The organism is Mycobacteroides chelonae (genome assembly GCF_016767715.1).
GTDB lineage: Bacteria > Actinomycetota > Actinomycetes > Mycobacteriales > Mycobacteriaceae > Mycobacterium > Mycobacterium gwanakae.
In genome coordinates this window covers 4,683,534-4,700,879 of sequence record NZ_CP050145.1, presented here as the reverse complement: position 1 = coordinate 4,700,879, position 17,346 = coordinate 4,683,534, and the positions used below count along the sequence as shown (strand labels likewise).

The 17,346-nt window shown below is 63.9% G+C and carries 18 protein-coding genes; 9 read left to right on the top strand and 9 right to left on the bottom strand.

All coding sequences use genetic code 11. From position 1 onward, the window contains the following. Position 1: 1 nt before the first annotated feature. From HBA99_RS23075 to HBA99_RS23055, 5 genes are all read right to left on the bottom strand, one after another. Positions 2-1,114: a phosphodiester glycosidase family protein gene (locus tag HBA99_RS23075; RefSeq protein WP_070951878.1), complete on the bottom strand. Its 1,113-nt coding sequence runs from the start codon at positions 1,112-1,114 to the stop codon at positions 2-4. Between the two features lie 114 nt (positions 1,115-1,228). Further along, positions 1,229-1,975 (bottom strand): pirin family protein, encoded by a 747-nt coding sequence (locus HBA99_RS23070; protein ID WP_070951879.1) that lies wholly within the window; start codon positions 1,973-1,975, stop codon positions 1,229-1,231. 73 nt (positions 1,976-2,048) lie between these two features. Continuing rightward, positions 2,049-3,173: an NDMA-dependent alcohol dehydrogenase gene (locus HBA99_RS23065; RefSeq protein ID WP_070951880.1), complete on the bottom strand. Its 1,125-nt coding sequence runs from the start codon at positions 3,171-3,173 to the stop codon at positions 2,049-2,051. Positions 3,174-3,314: 141 nt separating this feature from the next. Next, on the bottom strand, positions 3,315-4,055 hold the full coding sequence (locus tag HBA99_RS23060; protein ID WP_064409908.1) for a glucose 1-dehydrogenase: 741 nt from the start codon (positions 4,053-4,055) through the stop codon (positions 3,315-3,317). A 49-nt stretch (positions 4,056-4,104) separates the two neighbouring features. After that, positions 4,105-5,652 carry a long-chain-fatty-acid--CoA ligase gene (locus HBA99_RS23055; RefSeq protein ID WP_070951881.1) on the bottom strand — a complete coding sequence of 516 codons (1,548 nt, stop codon included), beginning with the start codon at positions 5,650-5,652 and terminating at the stop codon, positions 4,105-4,107. A 113-nt stretch (positions 5,653-5,765) separates the two neighbouring features. On the opposite strand from HBA99_RS23055, the gene HBA99_RS23050 reads away from it, so the two are divergent. The 5 genes from HBA99_RS23050 to HBA99_RS23030 all read left to right on the top strand — a co-directional run bounded on the left by HBA99_RS23050 (position 5,766) and on the right by HBA99_RS23030 (position 9,792). Next, on the top strand, positions 5,766-6,449 hold the full coding sequence (locus HBA99_RS23050) for a DUF3137 domain-containing protein (RefSeq protein WP_070951882.1): 684 nt from the start codon (positions 5,766-5,768) through the stop codon (positions 6,447-6,449). A 9-nt stretch (positions 6,450-6,458) separates the two neighbouring features. Beyond that, positions 6,459-7,070 carry a LemA family protein gene (locus tag HBA99_RS23045; RefSeq protein WP_070951883.1) on the top strand — a complete coding sequence of 204 codons (612 nt, stop codon included), beginning with the start codon at positions 6,459-6,461 and terminating at the stop codon, positions 7,068-7,070. Further along, positions 7,071-7,766 carry a DUF3137 domain-containing protein gene (locus HBA99_RS23040; RefSeq protein WP_081347667.1) on the top strand — a complete coding sequence of 232 codons (696 nt, stop codon included), beginning with the start codon at positions 7,071-7,073 and terminating at the stop codon, positions 7,764-7,766. Between the two features lie 71 nt (positions 7,767-7,837). Next, on the top strand, positions 7,838-8,239 hold the full coding sequence (locus tag HBA99_RS23035; RefSeq protein ID WP_064409903.1) for a VOC family protein: 402 nt from the start codon (positions 7,838-7,840) through the stop codon (positions 8,237-8,239). A gap of 74 nt (positions 8,240-8,313) precedes the next feature. Continuing rightward, complete coding sequence (locus tag HBA99_RS23030; RefSeq protein ID WP_070951884.1) at positions 8,314-9,792, top strand: M1 family metallopeptidase; 1,479 nt, start codon at positions 8,314-8,316, stop codon at positions 9,790-9,792. 57 nt (positions 9,793-9,849) lie between these two features. Here HBA99_RS23030 and HBA99_RS23025 read toward each other — a convergent pair whose 3' ends face one another. Both HBA99_RS23025 and HBA99_RS23020 read right to left on the bottom strand, forming a co-directional pair. Continuing rightward, positions 9,850-10,824, bottom strand: a complete 975-nt coding sequence (locus HBA99_RS23025; RefSeq protein ID WP_030097389.1) for a sigma-70 family RNA polymerase sigma factor — start codon at positions 10,822-10,824, stop codon at positions 9,850-9,852. A gap of 41 nt (positions 10,825-10,865) precedes the next feature. Continuing rightward, complete coding sequence (locus HBA99_RS23020) at positions 10,866-12,560, bottom strand: DUF3556 domain-containing protein (protein ID WP_070951885.1); 1,695 nt, start codon at positions 12,558-12,560, stop codon at positions 10,866-10,868. 80 nt (positions 12,561-12,640) lie between these two features. On the opposite strand from HBA99_RS23020, the gene HBA99_RS23015 reads away from it, so the two are divergent. Further along, the gene (locus HBA99_RS23015) at positions 12,641-13,459 is read left to right on the top strand and encodes an alpha/beta hydrolase (RefSeq protein WP_081343511.1); all 819 of its coding nucleotides are present in this window, start codon (positions 12,641-12,643) and stop codon (positions 13,457-13,459) included. A gap of 13 nt (positions 13,460-13,472) precedes the next feature. Here HBA99_RS23015 and HBA99_RS23010 read toward each other — a convergent pair whose 3' ends face one another. Then, a complete protein-coding gene (locus HBA99_RS23010; protein WP_234798069.1) occupies positions 13,473-14,732 on the bottom strand; it encodes an oxygenase MpaB family protein in 1,260 nt (419 codons plus the stop codon). Between the two features lie 137 nt (positions 14,733-14,869). Here HBA99_RS23010 and HBA99_RS23005 point away from each other — a divergent pair, with 137 nt between their 5' ends. Together HBA99_RS23005 and HBA99_RS23000 are read left to right on the top strand one after the other, a co-directional pair. After that, positions 14,870-15,622 carry a DUF2786 domain-containing protein gene (locus HBA99_RS23005; protein ID WP_030097385.1) on the top strand — a complete coding sequence of 251 codons (753 nt, stop codon included), beginning with the start codon at positions 14,870-14,872 and terminating at the stop codon, positions 15,620-15,622. Next, on the top strand, positions 15,619-16,158 hold the full coding sequence (locus HBA99_RS23000) for a TIGR04338 family metallohydrolase (RefSeq protein WP_075908922.1): 540 nt from the start codon (positions 15,619-15,621) through the stop codon (positions 16,156-16,158). Before HBA99_RS23005 ends, HBA99_RS23000 begins: the two co-directional genes overlap by 4 nt. On the opposite strand, the gene HBA99_RS22995 is transcribed toward HBA99_RS23000, so the two are convergent. After that, positions 16,155-16,799 carry an O-methyltransferase gene (locus HBA99_RS22995; protein ID WP_030097383.1) on the bottom strand — a complete coding sequence of 215 codons (645 nt, stop codon included), beginning with the start codon at positions 16,797-16,799 and terminating at the stop codon, positions 16,155-16,157. The two genes, HBA99_RS23000 and HBA99_RS22995, sit on opposite strands and share 4 nt — an antisense overlap. 100 nt (positions 16,800-16,899) lie before the next feature. On the opposite strand from HBA99_RS22995, the gene HBA99_RS22990 reads away from it, so the two are divergent. After that, on the top strand, positions 16,900-17,346 hold the full coding sequence (locus tag HBA99_RS22990; protein WP_057965519.1) for a hypothetical protein: 447 nt from the start codon (positions 16,900-16,902) through the stop codon (positions 17,344-17,346).

The window sequence follows — 17,346 nt, the reverse complement described above, 5'->3', positions numbered from 1 at the left end:
CTTAACTGAATCCCAGCCAGCTGGGCAGCGCCCGTCCGACGCCCCCGGCGGCATCGCACAGGGTGTAGGTGGTATCGCAATTGCCTTTCGGTGAGCCATATCCGGCCCACATGCCACCGGCATCGCGGCGCAGCACGATGGCCGATGAGCCGCCGCCGTCGAGCGCGATGGCCTTGTCGACACCCAGCCCGCGGTAGAGATCCTGGAGGTTGTCGGGGGTGTAACTACCGCCCTGGAAGACCATCAGCTCATCAGTCGCGGACTTGTAGCCGAGCGCGGTGCGTGCGGCCGCCGGGCCCGGGTCGTTCAGCTGCTCGGTGAATCCTGGAAGCAACAGCTTCAAGCCGCTTACCGCGACGAACTGAACTCCCTTGTCCATCAGGCCTTCTAGGGGTGCGGTGGCATACCCATAGTCCTTCGGTCCCGCGGAGGCGATGACCTCGGGCGCCGAACCCGGAGAAAAGACCATGGTGGCCAGCGCCGTCCAGATCTCGTCGCCGCCGGAGAGTGCCTGCTTCCCCGCGTACACGCGCGTTCCGGTGACCTGCTTGTTGTAGTTGGCGCTGCCGTTGGCGGTATCGACATAGGCGCCCAGGGGGGAGGTGCATCCGGTGCTCTTCCAGGTGCCGCCCTGTTGGCCGCGGACGTCAAAGAAGTTGGCGTTGATGATGAAGGTGGGCTTGCCCATGAGCGTCCAGGCGGCCATCGGCTTGTATGTCTCGGAGGCCTGCCACAGACCTTCGGAGGTACGCGCGCGTGCATCGCGTTCACATCGGGATTGATACCCAGAATGGTTGTCCACCAACAGATTTGCGCGCAGCCGTGACGAGGCGCTCTTGATGACCATTAGATGGCCGCCGTTGTCCAGTGTGTACTCACTACCCGCGGCGTTGCGAAACGGCGCCGGGTTGCCGCCTCCGAAGTTGTAGACCAGGAAGGTGCCCTTGGTGTTGGCGATGGCCGCGAGCACCGCATCGTGAGCCGCCTCGGCACGGGCGGTGTTGTGGGTGGCCGGAACGGGCAGCGCGGCTATCAGCATCATGCCGACGGTTGCGGTCATCAGGCGACGTCCTGAAGTGGGCCGCCGAAGGCGAGAAAAGGGTGAAATGCCCACGGCCGCCCCTTCTGTGAAGTTCCTGAACAGTCAACGATAATCGCAGCAGCAACACAGTCAACTTTGGTAACAAGTGGGGATCGATCCCACATCGGCAGCGTCGCGATTGGCGCGCTAGCCGCCCAGACGGGTGTGCATCTCCCAGACGAGGATTTCCGCGTCGATGGTCGCGGTGACCCGGGCGGCCCCGGTGTCGGTCAGCCGCACGGCATCCCCCTCGGTCAGCTCACCCGCGCCCTCGAGGGCTACGGCGCCGCGCGCGACGTAAAGATGCACGAAGGGTGCGGCGGGAAGCTCGACGCTGTTGCCGGCACGGATGCGGGCCGCGTGCAGCGCCGCGTTCTTCTGGGCGATGGTGATCGCCGTCTGATCCCGGTGCCGCGGCATTCCGGAGGCCACGGTCACCAGCCCGCCGGCGAGCAGCTCTGCGTCGATCTCTCGTTGTTGGTAACCGGGATCAATCCCGGAGTCATCCGGGGTCACCCACATCTGGACGAATCGCACCGGATCGCTATGCCGCTCTCCGGACAACCGCCAGGAGTCGTTCTTCTCCGAATGCAGGATGCCGCTACCTGCCGACATCCGTTGTGCCAGACCGGGGTAGATCACCCCGGCGTTACCCTCAGAATCCTGGTGGACCAGGGATCCCTGGAGCACCCAGGTGACGATTTCCATGTCGCGATGGGGATGCGTCTCGAATCCGGCACCCGGCAGCACGATGTCGTCGTTGTTGACCAGTAGCAGCCCGTGGTGGGTGTTGTGCGGGTCGTAGTGCTCGCCGAAGGAAAACGAGTGCTTGGAATCCAGCCACGAGATTGTGGTCGCGAGCCGCTCACTCGCGCGCCTAATGTCGATGGCCATATACCGACAGTAACGCCACGCAGAGAATCCGGGGAATCGTCTGCGTGGCGTTACTGCCGGTGAAAGATTCGGCTTACCAGTCGGCTTCGGTGTACTTGATGACGCCGCGGATATTCTTGCCGTCGAGCATGTCCTGGTAGCCCTCGTTGATCTGCTCCAGGCTGTAGGTGGTGGTGACCATCTCGTCGATCTTCAATAGGCCCTGCTTGTACAGGCCGACCAGGCGCGGGGTCTCGGTGTGTGTGGTTCCGCCACCAAAGATGTTGCCCTTCAGCGTCTTCTGCAACATGGTGAACAGGAACAGGTTGAACTTGACGTCCACGTCGACCATGGCGCCCATGCCGGTAACCACACAGGTGCCGGTCTTGGCGGTGAGGATCATGGCCTCTTCGATGTATTCGCCCTTCATCTCGCCGACCGTGATGATGGTCTTCTGCGCCATGATGCCCCAGGTCAGATCCATAACGGGCATGATGGCCTCGGCCATCGAGGCGTAGACATGGGTGGCGCCGAACTTGAGGGCCTGCTCACGCTTCCACGGCACGGGGTCGATCGCGATGACGTACCGGGCTCCGGAGACGACGGCGCCCTGCAAGGCACTCATGCCGATTCCGCCGACGCCGACGATGATGACGTCTTCGCCGGCCTTGACCTCGGCGATGTTGGTGGCGGAGCCGAAGCCGGTGGGCACGGCGCAGCCGAGCAGAGCGGCCGACTCGAAGGGCACGCCGTCGTCGATCTTGACGACGGAGTCCTCGTGGACCACGGCGTACGGCGAGAAGGTGCCGAGCAGGTTCATTGCCGAGACGGGGGTGTCGCCGGCGTGGATGCGATTGGTGCCGTCGGAAATAGCCTTGCCGCCCAGCAGGATTGCGCCCCGGTCGCACAGCGATCGATAGCCGCGCATACATGGCGGACACTTACCGCAGGCCGGGATGAAGGCGAAGATGACGTGGTCACCCTCCTGGACGGAGGTGACGCCCTTGCCCACCTTGGTGACGACGCCCGCGCCCTCATGTCCGGGCAGTACCGGCAGTTCCATCGGGGTGGCGCCGGTCAGCACGTGGTAATCGGAGTGGCACATGCCGGCGGCGTGCAACTGGACCTGAACTTCGCCTTCAGCGGGATCGCCGAGCGTGATGTCGTCGACGACGATCGGCTTGTTGAGCTCGCGAATCAGCGCGCCTTTTGTCTTCATTGACTGGCTAGTCCTTCCAGATACACGTGAACCAGATCACTCTCGTGGACGAGGATAGCGGCTTTAGGCGAAAAGTGAAACGCGTTCTAAAAGCGCGTGGTCAGCGAGCCAAGAGGGGCTCTGACGACTATCTATGCATGATTATGAGGTCTTGTGCGGAACGCCTGCGATGAGGCCGCCGTCAATGAGGAACTCCGCTGCCGTTGAGTAGGAGGACTCGTCGCTGGCCAGGTAAAGAACCAGCGCCGAGACTTCGGCGGGGTCGGCCGCCCGGCCCAGCGGTATTTGTAGAAAGTCCTCCGGGATACCCGCCGTCATATCGGTCCGGATGAGTCCGGGATGGACGGAGTTCACCCGCACGCCGTGCGGTGCCAGCTCGAGTGCGACCGACTTGGTCAGCCCGCGCACCGCGAATTTCGTCGCCGTGTAGCCGTGCAGGCCGGGGCTGCCGCGGTAGCCCTCAACCGACGAGATGTTGATGATCGACCCAGCCTTGTTGTCGATCATCGTCTGCGCTACCGCCTGACAGCCCAGGAATGTGCCCGTCAGGTTGATATCGAGGATGCGTTGCCACTCGGAGAGCTCGAAGTCCGTGAGCAGGTTGCCGTTGGCGATACCCGCGTTGTTGATGAGCACATTCACCGGTCCGAACGTCGTATTAGTGGCCGCGACGGCATCGATCCATTGCTGCTTGTCAGTGACGTCCAGGTGCACGTAGTGAGCACTCGGGCCCAGGTCGGCGGCTAGGGCTTGACCGGCCTCGTCGAGAAGGTCGCCGATCACCACGTGGGCGCCCTCGTCGACGAGGGCGCGCGCATGGGCGGCGCCCATCCCACGTGCTCCTCCACTGATCAGAGCAATTTTCCCGGTGACGCGTCCCATGCGATTTCTCCTTGTCGATCGGCGTGGGCGCCACCGTACACCAGGTATCTCAGGAGACGCCGGCGTCTCGTTTCTCCCAATATTTCTGGCGGAGAACTCGTTTGAGAATCTTTCCGGCTCCCGACAGGGGAAGCTCGTCGACGAACTCGAAGCTGCGGGGAACCTTGTAGTTGGCGATGTGCGCGCGGCAGTGCTCTTGCAAGTCGCTGTCGCAGCACGCGGCTTCCGTCTGTTTGACGATTACGGCGTGCACGCGTTCACCCCACTGCTCGTCGGGGATGCCGATCACCGCGCATGCCGCCACCGCCGGATGCTTGGCCAGCGCGTTCTCCACCTCGGCCGAGTAGACGTTCTCGCCGCCGGTCACCACCATGTCCTTGATGCGGTCGACGATGTACACGTAGCCCCGGTCGTCCATCCGGCCGGCATCGCCGGTGTGCATCCACCCGCCGCGGACGGCCTTTGCCGACTCATCGGGTAGTTCCCAGTAACCCAGCATGACGTTGTCGCCCTTGACGATTACCTCGCCTATTTCGCCGCGCGGCACCTCGTTGTCGTCCGGGCCGACGATCTTGACCTCGCAGTGCGGCGCCGCGCGTCCCGCCGAGCGCAGCAGCGCGGGGTCGTCATGATCATCGGGTAGCAGCAGTGTCGCCACGGGAGAGACCTCGGTCATCCCGTAGGCCTGGGTGAATCGCGCGTTGGGGAACACCTGCTTGGCGCGCTGCAACACCGCCTCGGAGATGACCGAGGCGCCGTACGTGATTCCGCGGATGCCGCTGAGGTCGAGCTCGGCGGCTGCCGGATGATCCACCAGCATCTGAATCATGGTGGGTACCAAGAGCATGTCCTGAACGTCATGTTCGACTATGGCATCCAGTACGCCCTGCGGCGTGAACGACGGGATGATCACGTGCGTAGAACCGGACAGGTTCCCCGCCATCACGGCGCTGAAGTCGGCCATGTGGAACATCGGGGCCGAATGCAGTAGGCGGCCACCCCGCGTGAGGAAGTTGCCGGTGGACAGCGACCCCATCGCCGACGTCAACACATTGTCGTGAGACAGCATGACGCCCTTGGGGTTTCCGGTGGTCCCGCCGGTATAGAAGACGCCCAGCAGGCTAGCGCCCCCGGTGCGGGTATCGCCGATAGGTTCGTGTGCGGTCAGGAGGTCCTCATACCCAATCATGTCCTCGGGTGTCGGACCGTCGCCGCAGTAGATGACGGTGTCCAGGCATGCACACGCGGTGCGCAAGGGCGCGGCAGCAGCCTTGAACACGTCGTCGACCAGCAGCACACGAGTGCCGGACTCGCGCAGGGAATATCCGATCTCGGCAAGGCTCCAGCGGATGTTGACGGCGTTCAGTGCGGCACCCAACCACGGCACCGCGGTGAGGTATTCGACGTAACGGTCGGAGTTCAGCGACAGCATGCCCACGCGGTCGCCCGGTTGGACGCCGAGTGATGCAAGCCCCGCGGCCAGCCGGGCGACACGGTCGGCGAACTGCTCCACGGTGCGTTCCCGACCCTGATCGATCGTGATGGGGCGGTTCGGGTCCTGCTGTAGGGCGCGGTGCAGCCACTGGGTGAATTGCATACCCCGATCTTGCCGTCCTGGGCTGTCTCGAGTGTGGAATTCGTCGAGCTAACAGGCAATGCTCGGTGTCCCGGTACGATGTGTGCAGGGGCAACGGTTAGCGAGGGGGGATCGTGTCTGAGGGCCTGCTGATCGCGACGGGTGTCGCTCTCTTCGTGCTGGTCTTTGCGGGGGTGTGGTTTCTTTCGTCCCGGATGCGGCAGAAGAGAATCGCCGCCCTGAGCGCCTGGGCCCAGGCGCACGGTTGGACGTACACCGCCGAGGACCAGAGCCTGCTGGGGCTGTCCCATGATGAGCCCTTCGGGCAGGGGCATAGCCGCAGGTTTCAAGACGTCTTCAACGGCAGCATTGGCCGTCACGAATTCGTGTCATTCCAGTACACATACAAGGTGACCACCGGCAGTGGTGATCAGCGGAGCACCGAGACCTACTACTTCATGGTGACCTGCCTCGTCACGCCACCGTCGCCGTATCGGCTCGAGATCAAGCCCGAGGGCCTACTTGCGGGACTCGCTCGTGCGGTGGGGTTTACGGATCTGGAGTTCGAATCGGACGAGTTCAACAAGCGGTTCAACGTCAAGGCCAATCCGGAGCGGTTTGCGTATGACGTGCTCAATCCGCGGGCCATGGAGCGGATGCTGGCCGACCAAAGATATTCGCAGCCCTTGCGATTCGAGAACGGGAGACTGCTGACCTGGCGCCGCGGCAAGCTCGATGAGCAGAGAATCGCCGGCGAGGTGCAGTACCTGATAGATACCGTTGAACCAATCCCGGCGTATGCGTGGGAACAACACTAGGAGAAGGAAATGACTCCACTTCTGATTGGCATCGTCGTGGCGGTGTTTTTCGCGCTGGCGATTGGACTTTGGCTCCTGACTACCTACAACGGGTTCGTCAGGATCCGCAATCTGGTTCAGGAAGCGTGGAAGCAGATCGATGTCGAACTCCAGCGACGTCATGACCTCATTCCCAACCTCGTTGAAGTAGCCAGCACGGCAGCGCAATTCGAGCGAGACACCTTGCAGCAGGTGACCGCTGCGCGCAACCTTGCCCGCGACGCGGCCGCCACACATCAGGGCGTGACGGCTCAGGCTCAGGCTGAGCAGCAGCTCTCTGGAGCATTGGGGCGCTTCTTCGCCATCGCGGAGAGTTACCCACAGCTGCAGTCGATTCAGAACTTCGTCGCACTTCAGGGCGAGCTCGCCAACACCGAAGATCGCATCGCGGCGGGCCGGCGCTTCTACAACGGCAATGTGCGTGCGCTCAATACGAAGGTCCAGACGGTCCCCTCCAACATTGTGGCGAAATGGTTCGGGTTCACCGCAGCCGACTACTTCGAGCTTGACGATCCAGCGGCGCGAAAGGTGCCCAACATTCGCGGAGCCTTCGACCGACTGAATCCACCTCCGCAGCAGTAGGTGAGCACGCTGCTGGGCCTGCTGAGCCTCGGCACGGTCGCTGTCATCTTCGGGGGATTGGCGGTGCTGGGCATCTGGCTGTTCACGACAACTCGGCGCAACCGCCAGCGACGGTTGGCATGGCTGTGGTCGTTCGCGTCCGGGCGGGGATGGAGTTTCGCCGAGAATGAACCCGGTCTCGTCAGGCTTTCGGCCCATGCGCCATTTGGTTTGGGACACAGTAGATCCGCGACGGACGTGATTCGCGGCGTCATTGATGGGGCGCCCTTCGTGTCGTTCACCTACACGTATCGGACGGGCGACTCATCGGAGAACTCCGAGGTCACCTACACCGCCATGGTGACGTGTGTGCGGACTCCGCCGTCGCCGAACATGCTGGTGGTGACTCCCGAAGGGGCGCTGTCCGGACTGAAGGATGCGATGGGGCTCGGGGATCTCAAGTTGGAGTCGGAGGACTTCAATCGGCGCTTTCACATCCGCACCAACAACAACCGATTTGCCTACGACGTACTGAATCCCAGCACCATGCACCGCATGCTGACCGACCGGCGGTTTCAACTGCCGATGAGGTTCGATAACTCCAACCTGTTTACCTGGAGGTGGGAGGCGCTCAGGCCAGAGTGGGTTGAGCCGCACGTGCGGTACCTGATCGATATTCTGCGCGCCGTTCCCGAGTACGCATGGGAACGGCGATGAGTTTCCGGACTCCGGGTAGTCGGTACTGATGAACGGTGGAAACGCCGCCGTCTACGCACTGAGGAGACCCGATGTCCCGCATGCTGTTCGTCAACCTTCCCATCGCCAATGCCGCGGCCAGCCGCAAGTTCTTCGATCACCTCGGCTTCTCTTTCAACGACCAGTTCTGCGACGAGAACACCCTCTGCATGGTCATCAACGAACAGAGCTGGGTGATGATGCTGGAGGAAGACCGATTCCGCGGTTTCATCGCCGACGACATCACCGACACGTCCAAGAATCGCGAAGTGCTGCTCTGTGTTTCGGCCGACAGCCGCGAGGGTGTCGACGAACTGACGGATGCGGCGCTTGCTGCCGGTGGGGTGGATTGGATGCCGGCGCAGGAACTTGGCTTCATGTACGGACGGTCGTTCCGCGACCTGGACGGACACGTGTGGGAGGTCAGCTGGATGGATCCGGCACACCTGCAGTAGCTACCCGCGATCGGTGCTGCCTTACGTAGAGTCGTTCATCAGGGTCACAGGGGCCCGCTCTACGTAAGGCTCACATGATTTTCAAGACTCTCGGGATCCCGGCCGCTCTGGCGGCGCTTGTGATCGGTGGTGGCGTGGCCCCCGCGCAGGCGACCGACGTCTTCACCCCGGGATCACCCAACGGGATCGACAGCTACTTCCCGCAGGATGGCAACGGCGGCTACCGGGTCACCCAGTACGACCTGACGCTGCGCTTCGATCCGGAGACCACCGATGTGAACGGCACGATGGTGATCCACGCAGCCGCCACCCAGAACCTGTCGAGCTTCAACCTGGACTTCTCGGATCTGGGAACGGTGACGGCCTCCGTGGACGGCCGGCCGGCCGCCACCGAATTCAGCGGCGAGCACGAGATGACTGTTACTCCGGACAAGGGCATCCGCACCGGAAGTTCCTTCACGACCACGGTCACGTACGCGTTCAACGAACAACAGGAGGCCAAGGAACGTGGTCTCGGCGCGCTGTCGGGTTGGGTACGCAGCACCAGCGGTGGCTATGCCAAGGGCGGTGAACCCGACGGTGCCGAGAACTGGTACCCGTCGAACAACACCCCGGTGAACAAGGCGCCGTTCAAACTCACCGCGACGGTGCCGTCCTCGTGGGTGGCCGTGGGCGGTGGCCGGGAAGGGAAGGCCACCGAGTCCGGCGGCTGGACCACCACCACCTGGAACGAGCCGAATCCCGTTGCCATGTACCTGGTTCCGTTCGCGGTGGATCATTTCTCGGTGTTCCGGTCCACCTTGCCCAGTGGTACTCCGGTGGTGAGCGCGTTTGCGCCTGACGCCGGCTCCGGTAACGCCGAGGCACGATTGCCCGAGGTGCTCAGTTTCCTGGAATCCAAGCTGGGCAAGTACCCGCATGTCGCGGCGGGCGGCATCTTCGCCGACCCGATTCGCGAGGACATTTCATTCAGCGCCCTGGAAACGCAGACCCGCCCGTACTACACGTTCAGCCGCGATACCGAGGAGGAAAAGCGACTGTCGGTGGTGGTGCACGAGAACACCCACGAGTGGTACGGCGACGTGGTGTCGGTCGAGCAGTGGCGCGATATCTGCCTCAACGAGTGCTTCGCCTCTTACCTGCCGTGGATGTGGTCGGAGGAGAAGGAAGGTAAGTCCATCGACAAGCACTACCGCGAGACCGTCGAGAAGATCTGGGATGAGGACAAGGTGTGGGGGAACCTGCTCTACGACATGTGCCCGGACGCTGCGGAATGCAGTGCGGACGAGGTCTTCAACCCGCTCGGTGTGTACGGCAAGGGCCCGCTGGCACTTCATGCGCTGCGCCGCACCATCGGGGACGGGCCGTTCCTGCAGATTCTGCGGTCATGGCCGTCGGTGCACAAATGGGGCAATGCGACCTGGCCGCAGTTCGAGGCGTACGTGCAGAAGGTCACCGGTAAGGACCTCTCCGGATTCTTCACCGCGTGGTTCCACAGCACCACCCGCCCCGCGGACCAGTACCTATTCCCGGGGAGCCTCGCTCAACGGTAAGCGGCTACGCCGAGACCGAGGTTGTGGCGCGAAAAGGCGAGACGAACCCGCCACAACCTAGGTTTCGAGTTCGGTGAGTTCGGTTGGGAGACCGAACTTCTCGAACAGTGAGATGTCGAAGAAGCACACCACATGGGCTACGCCGTCGGGGGTGACGTCCAGCACGTGCATCTGGAACGGGCGGTGCACCCCGTCGCCCTCGCGCATGTAGAGGCCGATGGCGGGCTGCCCGTTGGCTGACGTCTCGAGCAGGCGCATATCGCCGGCGTGCTCGGCCGGGCACTGTTCCTTGATGAGCGTGGCGATGCTCTGCCCGCCCTGATACCAACCGGTGAACGGCGGCATCTCCCAAATCGCTTCGGTGGTGAACATTTTCGCGATCGCATCGACGTCATAGCGCTCAAATGCGTTGATGTACTGGCGGAGCTGCTCGCGCAGCATCGGGTCCTCGGGTTCCAGCAGGGTCTCTTCCCGTGGCGACACTTCTTGCAGCTGTGCACGGGCGCGTTGCAGCAGGCTGTTCACCGCGGCGGTGGTGGAGCCGATCGCCTCGGCGACCTCCTGGGCTTTCCACTGCAGCACCTCGCGCAGCACCAGCACCGCGCGCTGCTTGGCGGGTAGATGCTGCAGTGCGGCGACAAACGCCAGGCGGACCGACTCCCGTGAACCCACGATGCTGGCCGGATCGGTCGCGTCGTCGGGCAGTGGCTCGAGCCACGGGATCTCCGTGCGCTCGTCCAACTCGGCGAGCGGGTCGGCGCTGGGGGCTCCCAGTCCGGTGGGCAACGGACGGCGCTGCTTGCCTTCCAGCGCCGTCAGACAGGTATTGGTGGCGATCCGATACAGCCAGGTGCGCACCGACGACTTGCCCTCGAACCGTTCGTAGGCCTTCCAGCCGCGCAGGTAGGTCTCCTGCACCAGGTCCTCGGCATCGTGGATGGAGCCCGTCATCCGGTAGCAGTGGGCCAGAATCTCGCGCCGATATTGTTCGGTGTGCGAAAGAAATTCATCCTCGATGGCTTGTGCCGTCACGGGGGCGACAATAGTCGCGTCCACCGACACGTGTCAGCCGGTTACCGGGTGTTGACGTGCACTGGCAGCTCGTCATCCCAGGGCTGACGGTTGACCATGTCGGCCACCCGAACGTAGCCGCTCTCGAACTCGCCGGTGGCCGCGTCCACGAGTCGATATTGCTGGGTTTGACGATGGATGGGCTGGGCATCGAGTAAGACGATGCGCACCTCACCCGGCTCGAACTGGCACCGCTCCTGCATCGCGGCGATCAGCTGCTCGTTGTGCATGTGCCCGTCGCCGAAGTTCCAGCCGATCGCCGTGCTGCAGATCCGTTCGCCGTCGGTGATGACGTAGTCATCTTCGCGGTCGCGACCACTCGGGCCCGCCATGGCCCGGTGCGCGAGCGTGAACATGGCCCGGCCGTGCGTGTTCATGGCGCGGAACGCATAGCCGATGTACATGAGCAGCGGTGCCTGGTCGGTGCCGTAGTAGCGCTCCATCTGGGCCTGCGGCATGCTCGCGATCGCCACGATGCCTTTGTCGATTTTCGCGCTGGCGGACGGTTTGATGCACCACAGTGTGGTATCCCAGTTGCCGGCGTAGTAGCGCATGCCGGCTAGGAAGGAAATCTTGCGGGGCAACAGGTTTCCTGCGACAACCACCCCGGCGCTCAGGGCGAATAGGGCAAGCACGGGCACGGGATGTTCCATATCGCGCAGACCGATGTTCGCGTGCGCGAAGAACAGCGACAGCACGCCGAAGATCATGAACACATTCCACTCCAGCGGCACACCCATCGGGATGGCGGTGAGGATGCCCAAGTGGAAGCACACCATCACGATGGCGGCGACCGTGGTGACCCAGCCGCCGTGACTGAAGAACAGTGCGATGGGTACCAGCATCTCGATTGCGGTGCTCAGATGTGCGACGACGCGGGAGAGCCGTCCGGGGCGCAGGTCGTCGGGGAACTTCTCGAAGAACGCCCGCTTGAGCCGTTTGGCGCGGATGAGCGGGTTGTTGGACATCATCGTCGAGATGACAAAGGGGAAGTGGTGGTTGAGTTTTGACGTTGCCGCACCCATCCAGATGACGACGAAGATCAGTTTGGCGGCGACGATCATGTCGGCCCCGGTGAAGAGGAATGTCACGGTGAGGGCGCCGTACACCTCGCCGCGGGCCGCCAGGAAGATCACCTTGTCGCGCAGGCCGGCGATGGCCAGCAATCCGAGGATGGCGACGACCGGCCAGAGGGGCAGCAGCCCCGTCGGTGCGGGCTGGGAGAACAACGCGACCAGGAGCATGGCCAGCAAGGCGGCGTACAGCACCACGTCCACGGGGGTTCGCGCGCTGCCTCGGGTGAGGGGGATACGCGGCCAGGGCGGCAGGCGAATGGTGCTGGGACGCAACCAGTACAGGATTGAACCCAGGGGAGGGAAGAACCTGTTGTTGAGCGGGCCGAAGCCGCAGCCGAGGCCGATGACTTCGAACAGCATGGTGTAGAGCACCACCTTCTGGAAGACGATGGGTGCGGACCAGTCGGCGGGCCCGACTCCGTCGGTCGAGACCATGGCGAACAGCCAGCCGCCAAGGATGTACAGGCCGATCTTCAGGACGTAGAAGAGATGCAAGGCCACCGGTGTCCCGAAGCCCACCTCGGCCCAGTGCCGGGCCATCGGACGTATCTTCTCGGCGCGGGTGCCCTTGCTCCATTCGGCGATATCGACGACGGGCAGTGTGGGCTTGAGGAATCCCATGGCCCCACACTAGAACGTGTTCTAGTTGAGGATGGCAGGTTCGGCGGTTCCGTAGAGTTTTCGGGGTGAGTGGATCTCGGGTGCAGCGCGCCTTCGACGGCGCCGACAACGTGCGGATTGTTTATGACACCTGGACGCCGGAGAGACCGCCGCGTGCCGTCGTCGTGCTCTCGCACGGTTTCGGCGAGCATGCGCGGCGGTACGACCACGTCGCCCAGCGGTTCAATGATGCCGGGTACCTGGTGTACGCCCTGGACCACCGTGGTCATGGTCGTTCCGGGGGTAAGCGCGTGTATCTGCGGGACATCTCCGAGTACACCGACGACTTCGGCACCCTGGTGGACATCGCGGCACGCGAGTACCCCGACCTCAAGCGAATTGTGCTCGGGCACAGCATGGGCGGTGGCATCGTCTTCGCCTACGGTGTGGACCACCAGGACCGTTACGACCTGATGGTGCTCTCGGGGCCTGCGATTGCCGCGCAGGTCGGATTGCCGTACGTGCTGACGCTGGTGGCTCCGGTGGTGGGGCGTCTGGCGCCCGGGCTGCCGGTGCAGAAGCTCGATGTCAACGCGATCTCCCATGACCCGGCGATCATTGCCGCATACAACGCTGATCCGCTGGTGCATCACGGTCGGGTGCCCGCGGGCATCGGCCGGGCCTTGCTGGGGGTGGGGAAGACGATGCGGCAGCGCGCTGCCGGTCTGCGGCGCCCGGTGCTGACGATGCACGGAGGAGACGACCGGCTGACCGCGCCCGAAGGCAGCGTGTGGCTGTCCGAGTCCGCGCCCGATGCGACGCTGAAGATCTGGAAGGGCCTGTACCACGAGATCTTCAACGAGTTCGAGAAGGACCTCGTGCTCGACGAGGTACTGTCCTGGATCGACGCCCGGCTCTGACGCGCGGCCGCCGCTACCGCCGCATGGCGGACAGGTCTTGGAAGTCGTGGGTGTGGGCGCCGGACTGCCAGTCGATCCAGTGCTCCCAGCGCCGCATCTTGCCCCGCTGCCAGCGCTGGTCTACCGCCGGGACGGCATGGCGCGCCAGCTCGATCGCGGCGACAAGCGGGGCACGGGCGACGAGTGCCGCGGTGCCCAGCCAGCCATTGGGAATCCGATAGAGCCGGCGGTTCCACGGCAGCATGAACAGCCGTGTGAAACCCGCCTGCAGTTGCAGATGGAACAGGCCCCGGAGCCGATTGGCCGGTGATGAGTCGGGACTCGGCGTGAACGACGGGACGAAGGACTCCACGAGTTCACGTGAGGCGTCACCGCCGTCGTAGGCGCGGGTGGCGTCGAAGTGGTACAGGATCCGTACCGCATCGGCGACTGTCTCGGGATAGATGTCATCACAGCGCACCCCGAGCAGGTATCCCAGGTATCGACAAAAATGCAGGGCCGCAATCATTTCCGATCGTGTGGTGAGATAGCCGACCGCCCACAGGCCGAGCCCGGGCGCCACGCTGCCGGCGATAAGTGTCAGCAGCATCTCTGATTGGCTGATGGGCTCGCCCCATTGCTCGCGGCGCCACTCGGGATGCTTGCGCACCCCGCGGCGTACCGAGACATGCATGACGCGGATCTTCATGGTGATCTGCCGGGCAACCGAGTATCGATCCAGGGCGGCGCCGGGTCGTGCGCATTCCAGCCACCACCGGCTGGTCTCGAGATGCCGGTGCATCGCGCCCTGGCCCGCATAACCACCGGCCAGCGACAAGGGGGTCGCCAGCCAGCCCTCGGTGTAGGTGTCCATGGTGCCGGCGTTGGCGATGGAGCCCATGTCATAGCCCCACCGCCGCCACACGGCAGCACCGGCCTCGATGAGCTGCGGATCGGCCCACGGTGGCAGCGTGTCGAATTCGGCGAACAACGCCCGCATCGACTCCGGTGCCTCCTCGACGGCGTCGATTCCCTCGCTGAGCGCGCGCTCCAGTAACGCGCGACCGCGCTCCGGGCCGATCTCCCCGTAGTAGACCTCCTCAACGAAGCTCTCGGCGACCGGATCGGTTATCCACAGGCCGGCCCCGTATTGGCGGACTACCTCTTCGGATGGGGTGAGATCGAATCCCGTCCAACGGCGCAGGGTGTTGCGCAGCCCTGTGTGTGCGGGTGCGGGATGTGCGAGGTTTTCCGCGTAAGCCGCAGGCAGTACTGCATTTTCCTGAATGGTCACGCGGCCTCCGGTATCTCCGTATGTCTCATGTGCGGCTATCGAAACACAACTCGAACGACTTGACAACAGAGGTTGTCAGAAGTGGGGGTGATGCTTGCCGCGGTCGCATGTCCCCGCGCTCGCCTAATCTGGCCTTCGTGACAGAGGACAAGCAGCTCTCGCGGATCGCCGCACTGCTCCGCCAGGCCGAGGGCACGGACAACGCCCATGAAGCCGAGGCCTTCATGGCGGCGGCGCAGCGCCTTGCCACCGCGACCTCGATCGACCTGGCGGTCGCCCGTGCGCACTCGGCCAAACGAGACGCCCAGGCGCGGCCCACCCAGCGCACCATCACCATCGGTGAGGCGGGCACCCGTGGCCTGCGGACCTACGTCAACCTGTTCGCGTTGATCGCCGGCGCCAATGACGTCACGTGTGATGTCGCATCAAACTCGACGTACGTATATGCCTATGGCTTCGCCGAGGACATCGACGCCGTCCACGCGCTCTACGCCAGTTTGGTGGTCCAGATGGTCAGGGCCTCGGATACGTACATCGGTTCGGGTGCGCACCGGCCCACGCCGACGATCACGGCCCGCCTGAACTTCCAGCTGGCCTTCGGTACACGGGTGGGGCAGCGGCTGGCCGACGCGCGGCAGGAGGCGCGCGCCGAGGCGGTCAAGACCGAGAAACGGGGCACGGGAACCGAACTGGTATTGCGTGACAAAGACATCGAGCTGCGAGACTTCTACAAGGGTGCCTCGACGGCCCGCGGTCAGTGGCGTGCGGTGAGCGCACAGGCCGGTTATTCCTCACACGCCCGGCGTGCGGGTGATCGTGCGGGCCGCCGGGCGAGGCTTGGGAACAGTCCCGAACTGGCAGGTGCGCGTGGCGCATTGGAGCAGAACTGAGCGATCAGTCACGGCCTCAGTCGGATGCCGTCACGCGGACGGCTCATCCGCGTGACACCCAGCGCGCCAAGGTATACGCGGCCGAAGAGTTTGTGCGCACCATGTTCGAGCGCGCGGCCAGCCACAGCCAACGGGATATCGATTTCTTCGGCACCAGGTTGACCCTGCCGCCCGAAGCGCGGTTCGCGTCGGTCGAATCGGTGCAGCGTTACGTCGACGACGTGCTGGCCCTCGTCGCGACCAGATGGTCTGCCGGACCCGTCACGGTGCGTGCCCGGCGGGGAGCGACGGCCGCCCATTACGAGCGTGATGGAGACCGGGCGGCCATCGCCGTTCCCGACGATCGCAACGGAAGCGCCTGGGCCATGCGTGAACTGGTGATCCTGCATGAGCTGGCGCATCACCTGTGCCCGCACGACGCTCCGGCGCACGGGCACGATTTCGTGGCCCTTTATCCGGAACTGGCGGGGCTGGCCATGGGGCCGGAGGTGGAGTTCGTTCTGCGCACCGTCTATGCCCGCGAGGGAGCGCGCTAACGCACGACGGCGATCGCCAGCCCGTCCCAGCCCTTGACGCCCACCGTCTGCAGCGCGGTGGCATCAAGGCGTGGGTTGGACCCCAGTAGTTCCAGCGCGTCCCGCGTCCCCTCGGCGTTCGGTCCGTCTTCGGAGATCCAGCGAATCACGTTGTCTACCACGATGACCGACCCCGCCGTGGTCAGTCGTAATGCCCAGCCCAGGTAGTTGGGATTGTTGGCCTTGTCGGCGTCGATGAAGACCAGATCGAACGGCCCCTGGACCGACGGAAGATTGTCGAGGGCGCTACCCACCAAGATCTCGACCTGTTCGGCCAGTCCGGCGCGCTCCAGGCTCGCCTGAGCCACGGCGGCATGCTTGGGCTCGTACTCGAGCGTCACGACGGCGCCCTCGGGTCCGACCGCCTTGGCCAGCCACGCGGTGCTGTACCCGCCGAGCGTGCCGATCTCCAGCACGCGGCTGGCCTTGGCGATCGTCGCCAACAGGTACAGGAATTTGCCCTGAGTGGCCGATACCGCGATATCCGGCAGGCCACCGTCGTCTTGTGCCTGCCGAATATGGTCCAGCTCGGCGGCATCGGTAGCGACTGTGCGCTCCAGGTACTGGTCGGTGTCGGTCCACACTGATTGGGAGAGAGTCACTTCCGTGAGGGTACGCCCGTTTCCTGGATTTTGAGTCGCGGGCGTGAATCGCGTGGTATTAACACCTAACCCGCTGTCGTCGCGGCCGAAGGAGTCGGTAATGGCGCTTGTCGACTATCGCGATGTGCTCGGGAAAATCGTCGTCGGTGTTAGTGTCCCGGCCATACTCGGCTTGGGCACGCTCATGGCCAGTCGCTGGGGCAACGCCGTCGCTTACGCAGGCGGCTCCCATCACAAGGCCCTTCTGTACACGTGCTTCTCGATTTTCGCCGTGATCGGCGGAGCTTCGTTGATCATCGTGTTTATCCGGGTGTTGTACGTGTACATGGCCGCGGAATCGGGCACGGCGACATTCGATCCGTGGGATTTGATCTTGCTTGTGTGTGGTCTGGTCAGCCTCGTCGGCGGAATCGCGTACTTCATCGATATTTTCGCCTATGTGCCGCCTAAACCACCCACACCATGGCGGTTTCCTACGCCTAAGTCCCCGCGAATTAGTCCCACGAGGATATTCACCCCGACGACCACCGTCAGGTGGCCGTCGTAA

Excerpts from the sequence above, each read along its gene's own strand:
- HBA99_RS23070 (WP_070951879.1), bottom strand. The coding sequence starts at position 1,975 with ATGGCCATCGACATTAGGCGCGCGAGTGAGCGGCTCGCGACCACAATC.
- HBA99_RS23065 (WP_070951880.1), bottom strand. The coding sequence starts at position 3,173 with ATGAAGACAAAAGGCGCGCTGATTCGCGAGCTCAACAAGCCGATCGTC.
- HBA99_RS23060 (WP_064409908.1), bottom strand. The coding sequence starts at position 4,055 with ATGGGACGCGTCACCGGGAAAATTGCTCTGATCAGTGGAGGAGCACGT.
- HBA99_RS23055 (WP_070951881.1), bottom strand. The coding sequence starts at position 5,652 with ATGCAATTCACCCAGTGGCTGCACCGCGCCCTACAGCAGGACCCGAAC.
- HBA99_RS23045 (WP_070951883.1), top strand. The coding sequence starts at position 6,459 with ATGACTCCACTTCTGATTGGCATCGTCGTGGCGGTGTTTTTCGCGCTG.
- HBA99_RS23035 (WP_064409903.1), top strand. The coding sequence starts at position 7,838 with ATGTCCCGCATGCTGTTCGTCAACCTTCCCATCGCCAATGCCGCGGCC.
- HBA99_RS23030 (WP_070951884.1), top strand. The coding sequence starts at position 8,314 with ATGATTTTCAAGACTCTCGGGATCCCGGCCGCTCTGGCGGCGCTTGTG.
- HBA99_RS23020 (WP_070951885.1), bottom strand. The coding sequence starts at position 12,560 with ATGGGATTCCTCAAGCCCACACTGCCCGTCGTCGATATCGCCGAATGG.
- HBA99_RS22990 (WP_057965519.1), top strand. The coding sequence starts at position 16,900 with ATGGCGCTTGTCGACTATCGCGATGTGCTCGGGAAAATCGTCGTCGGT.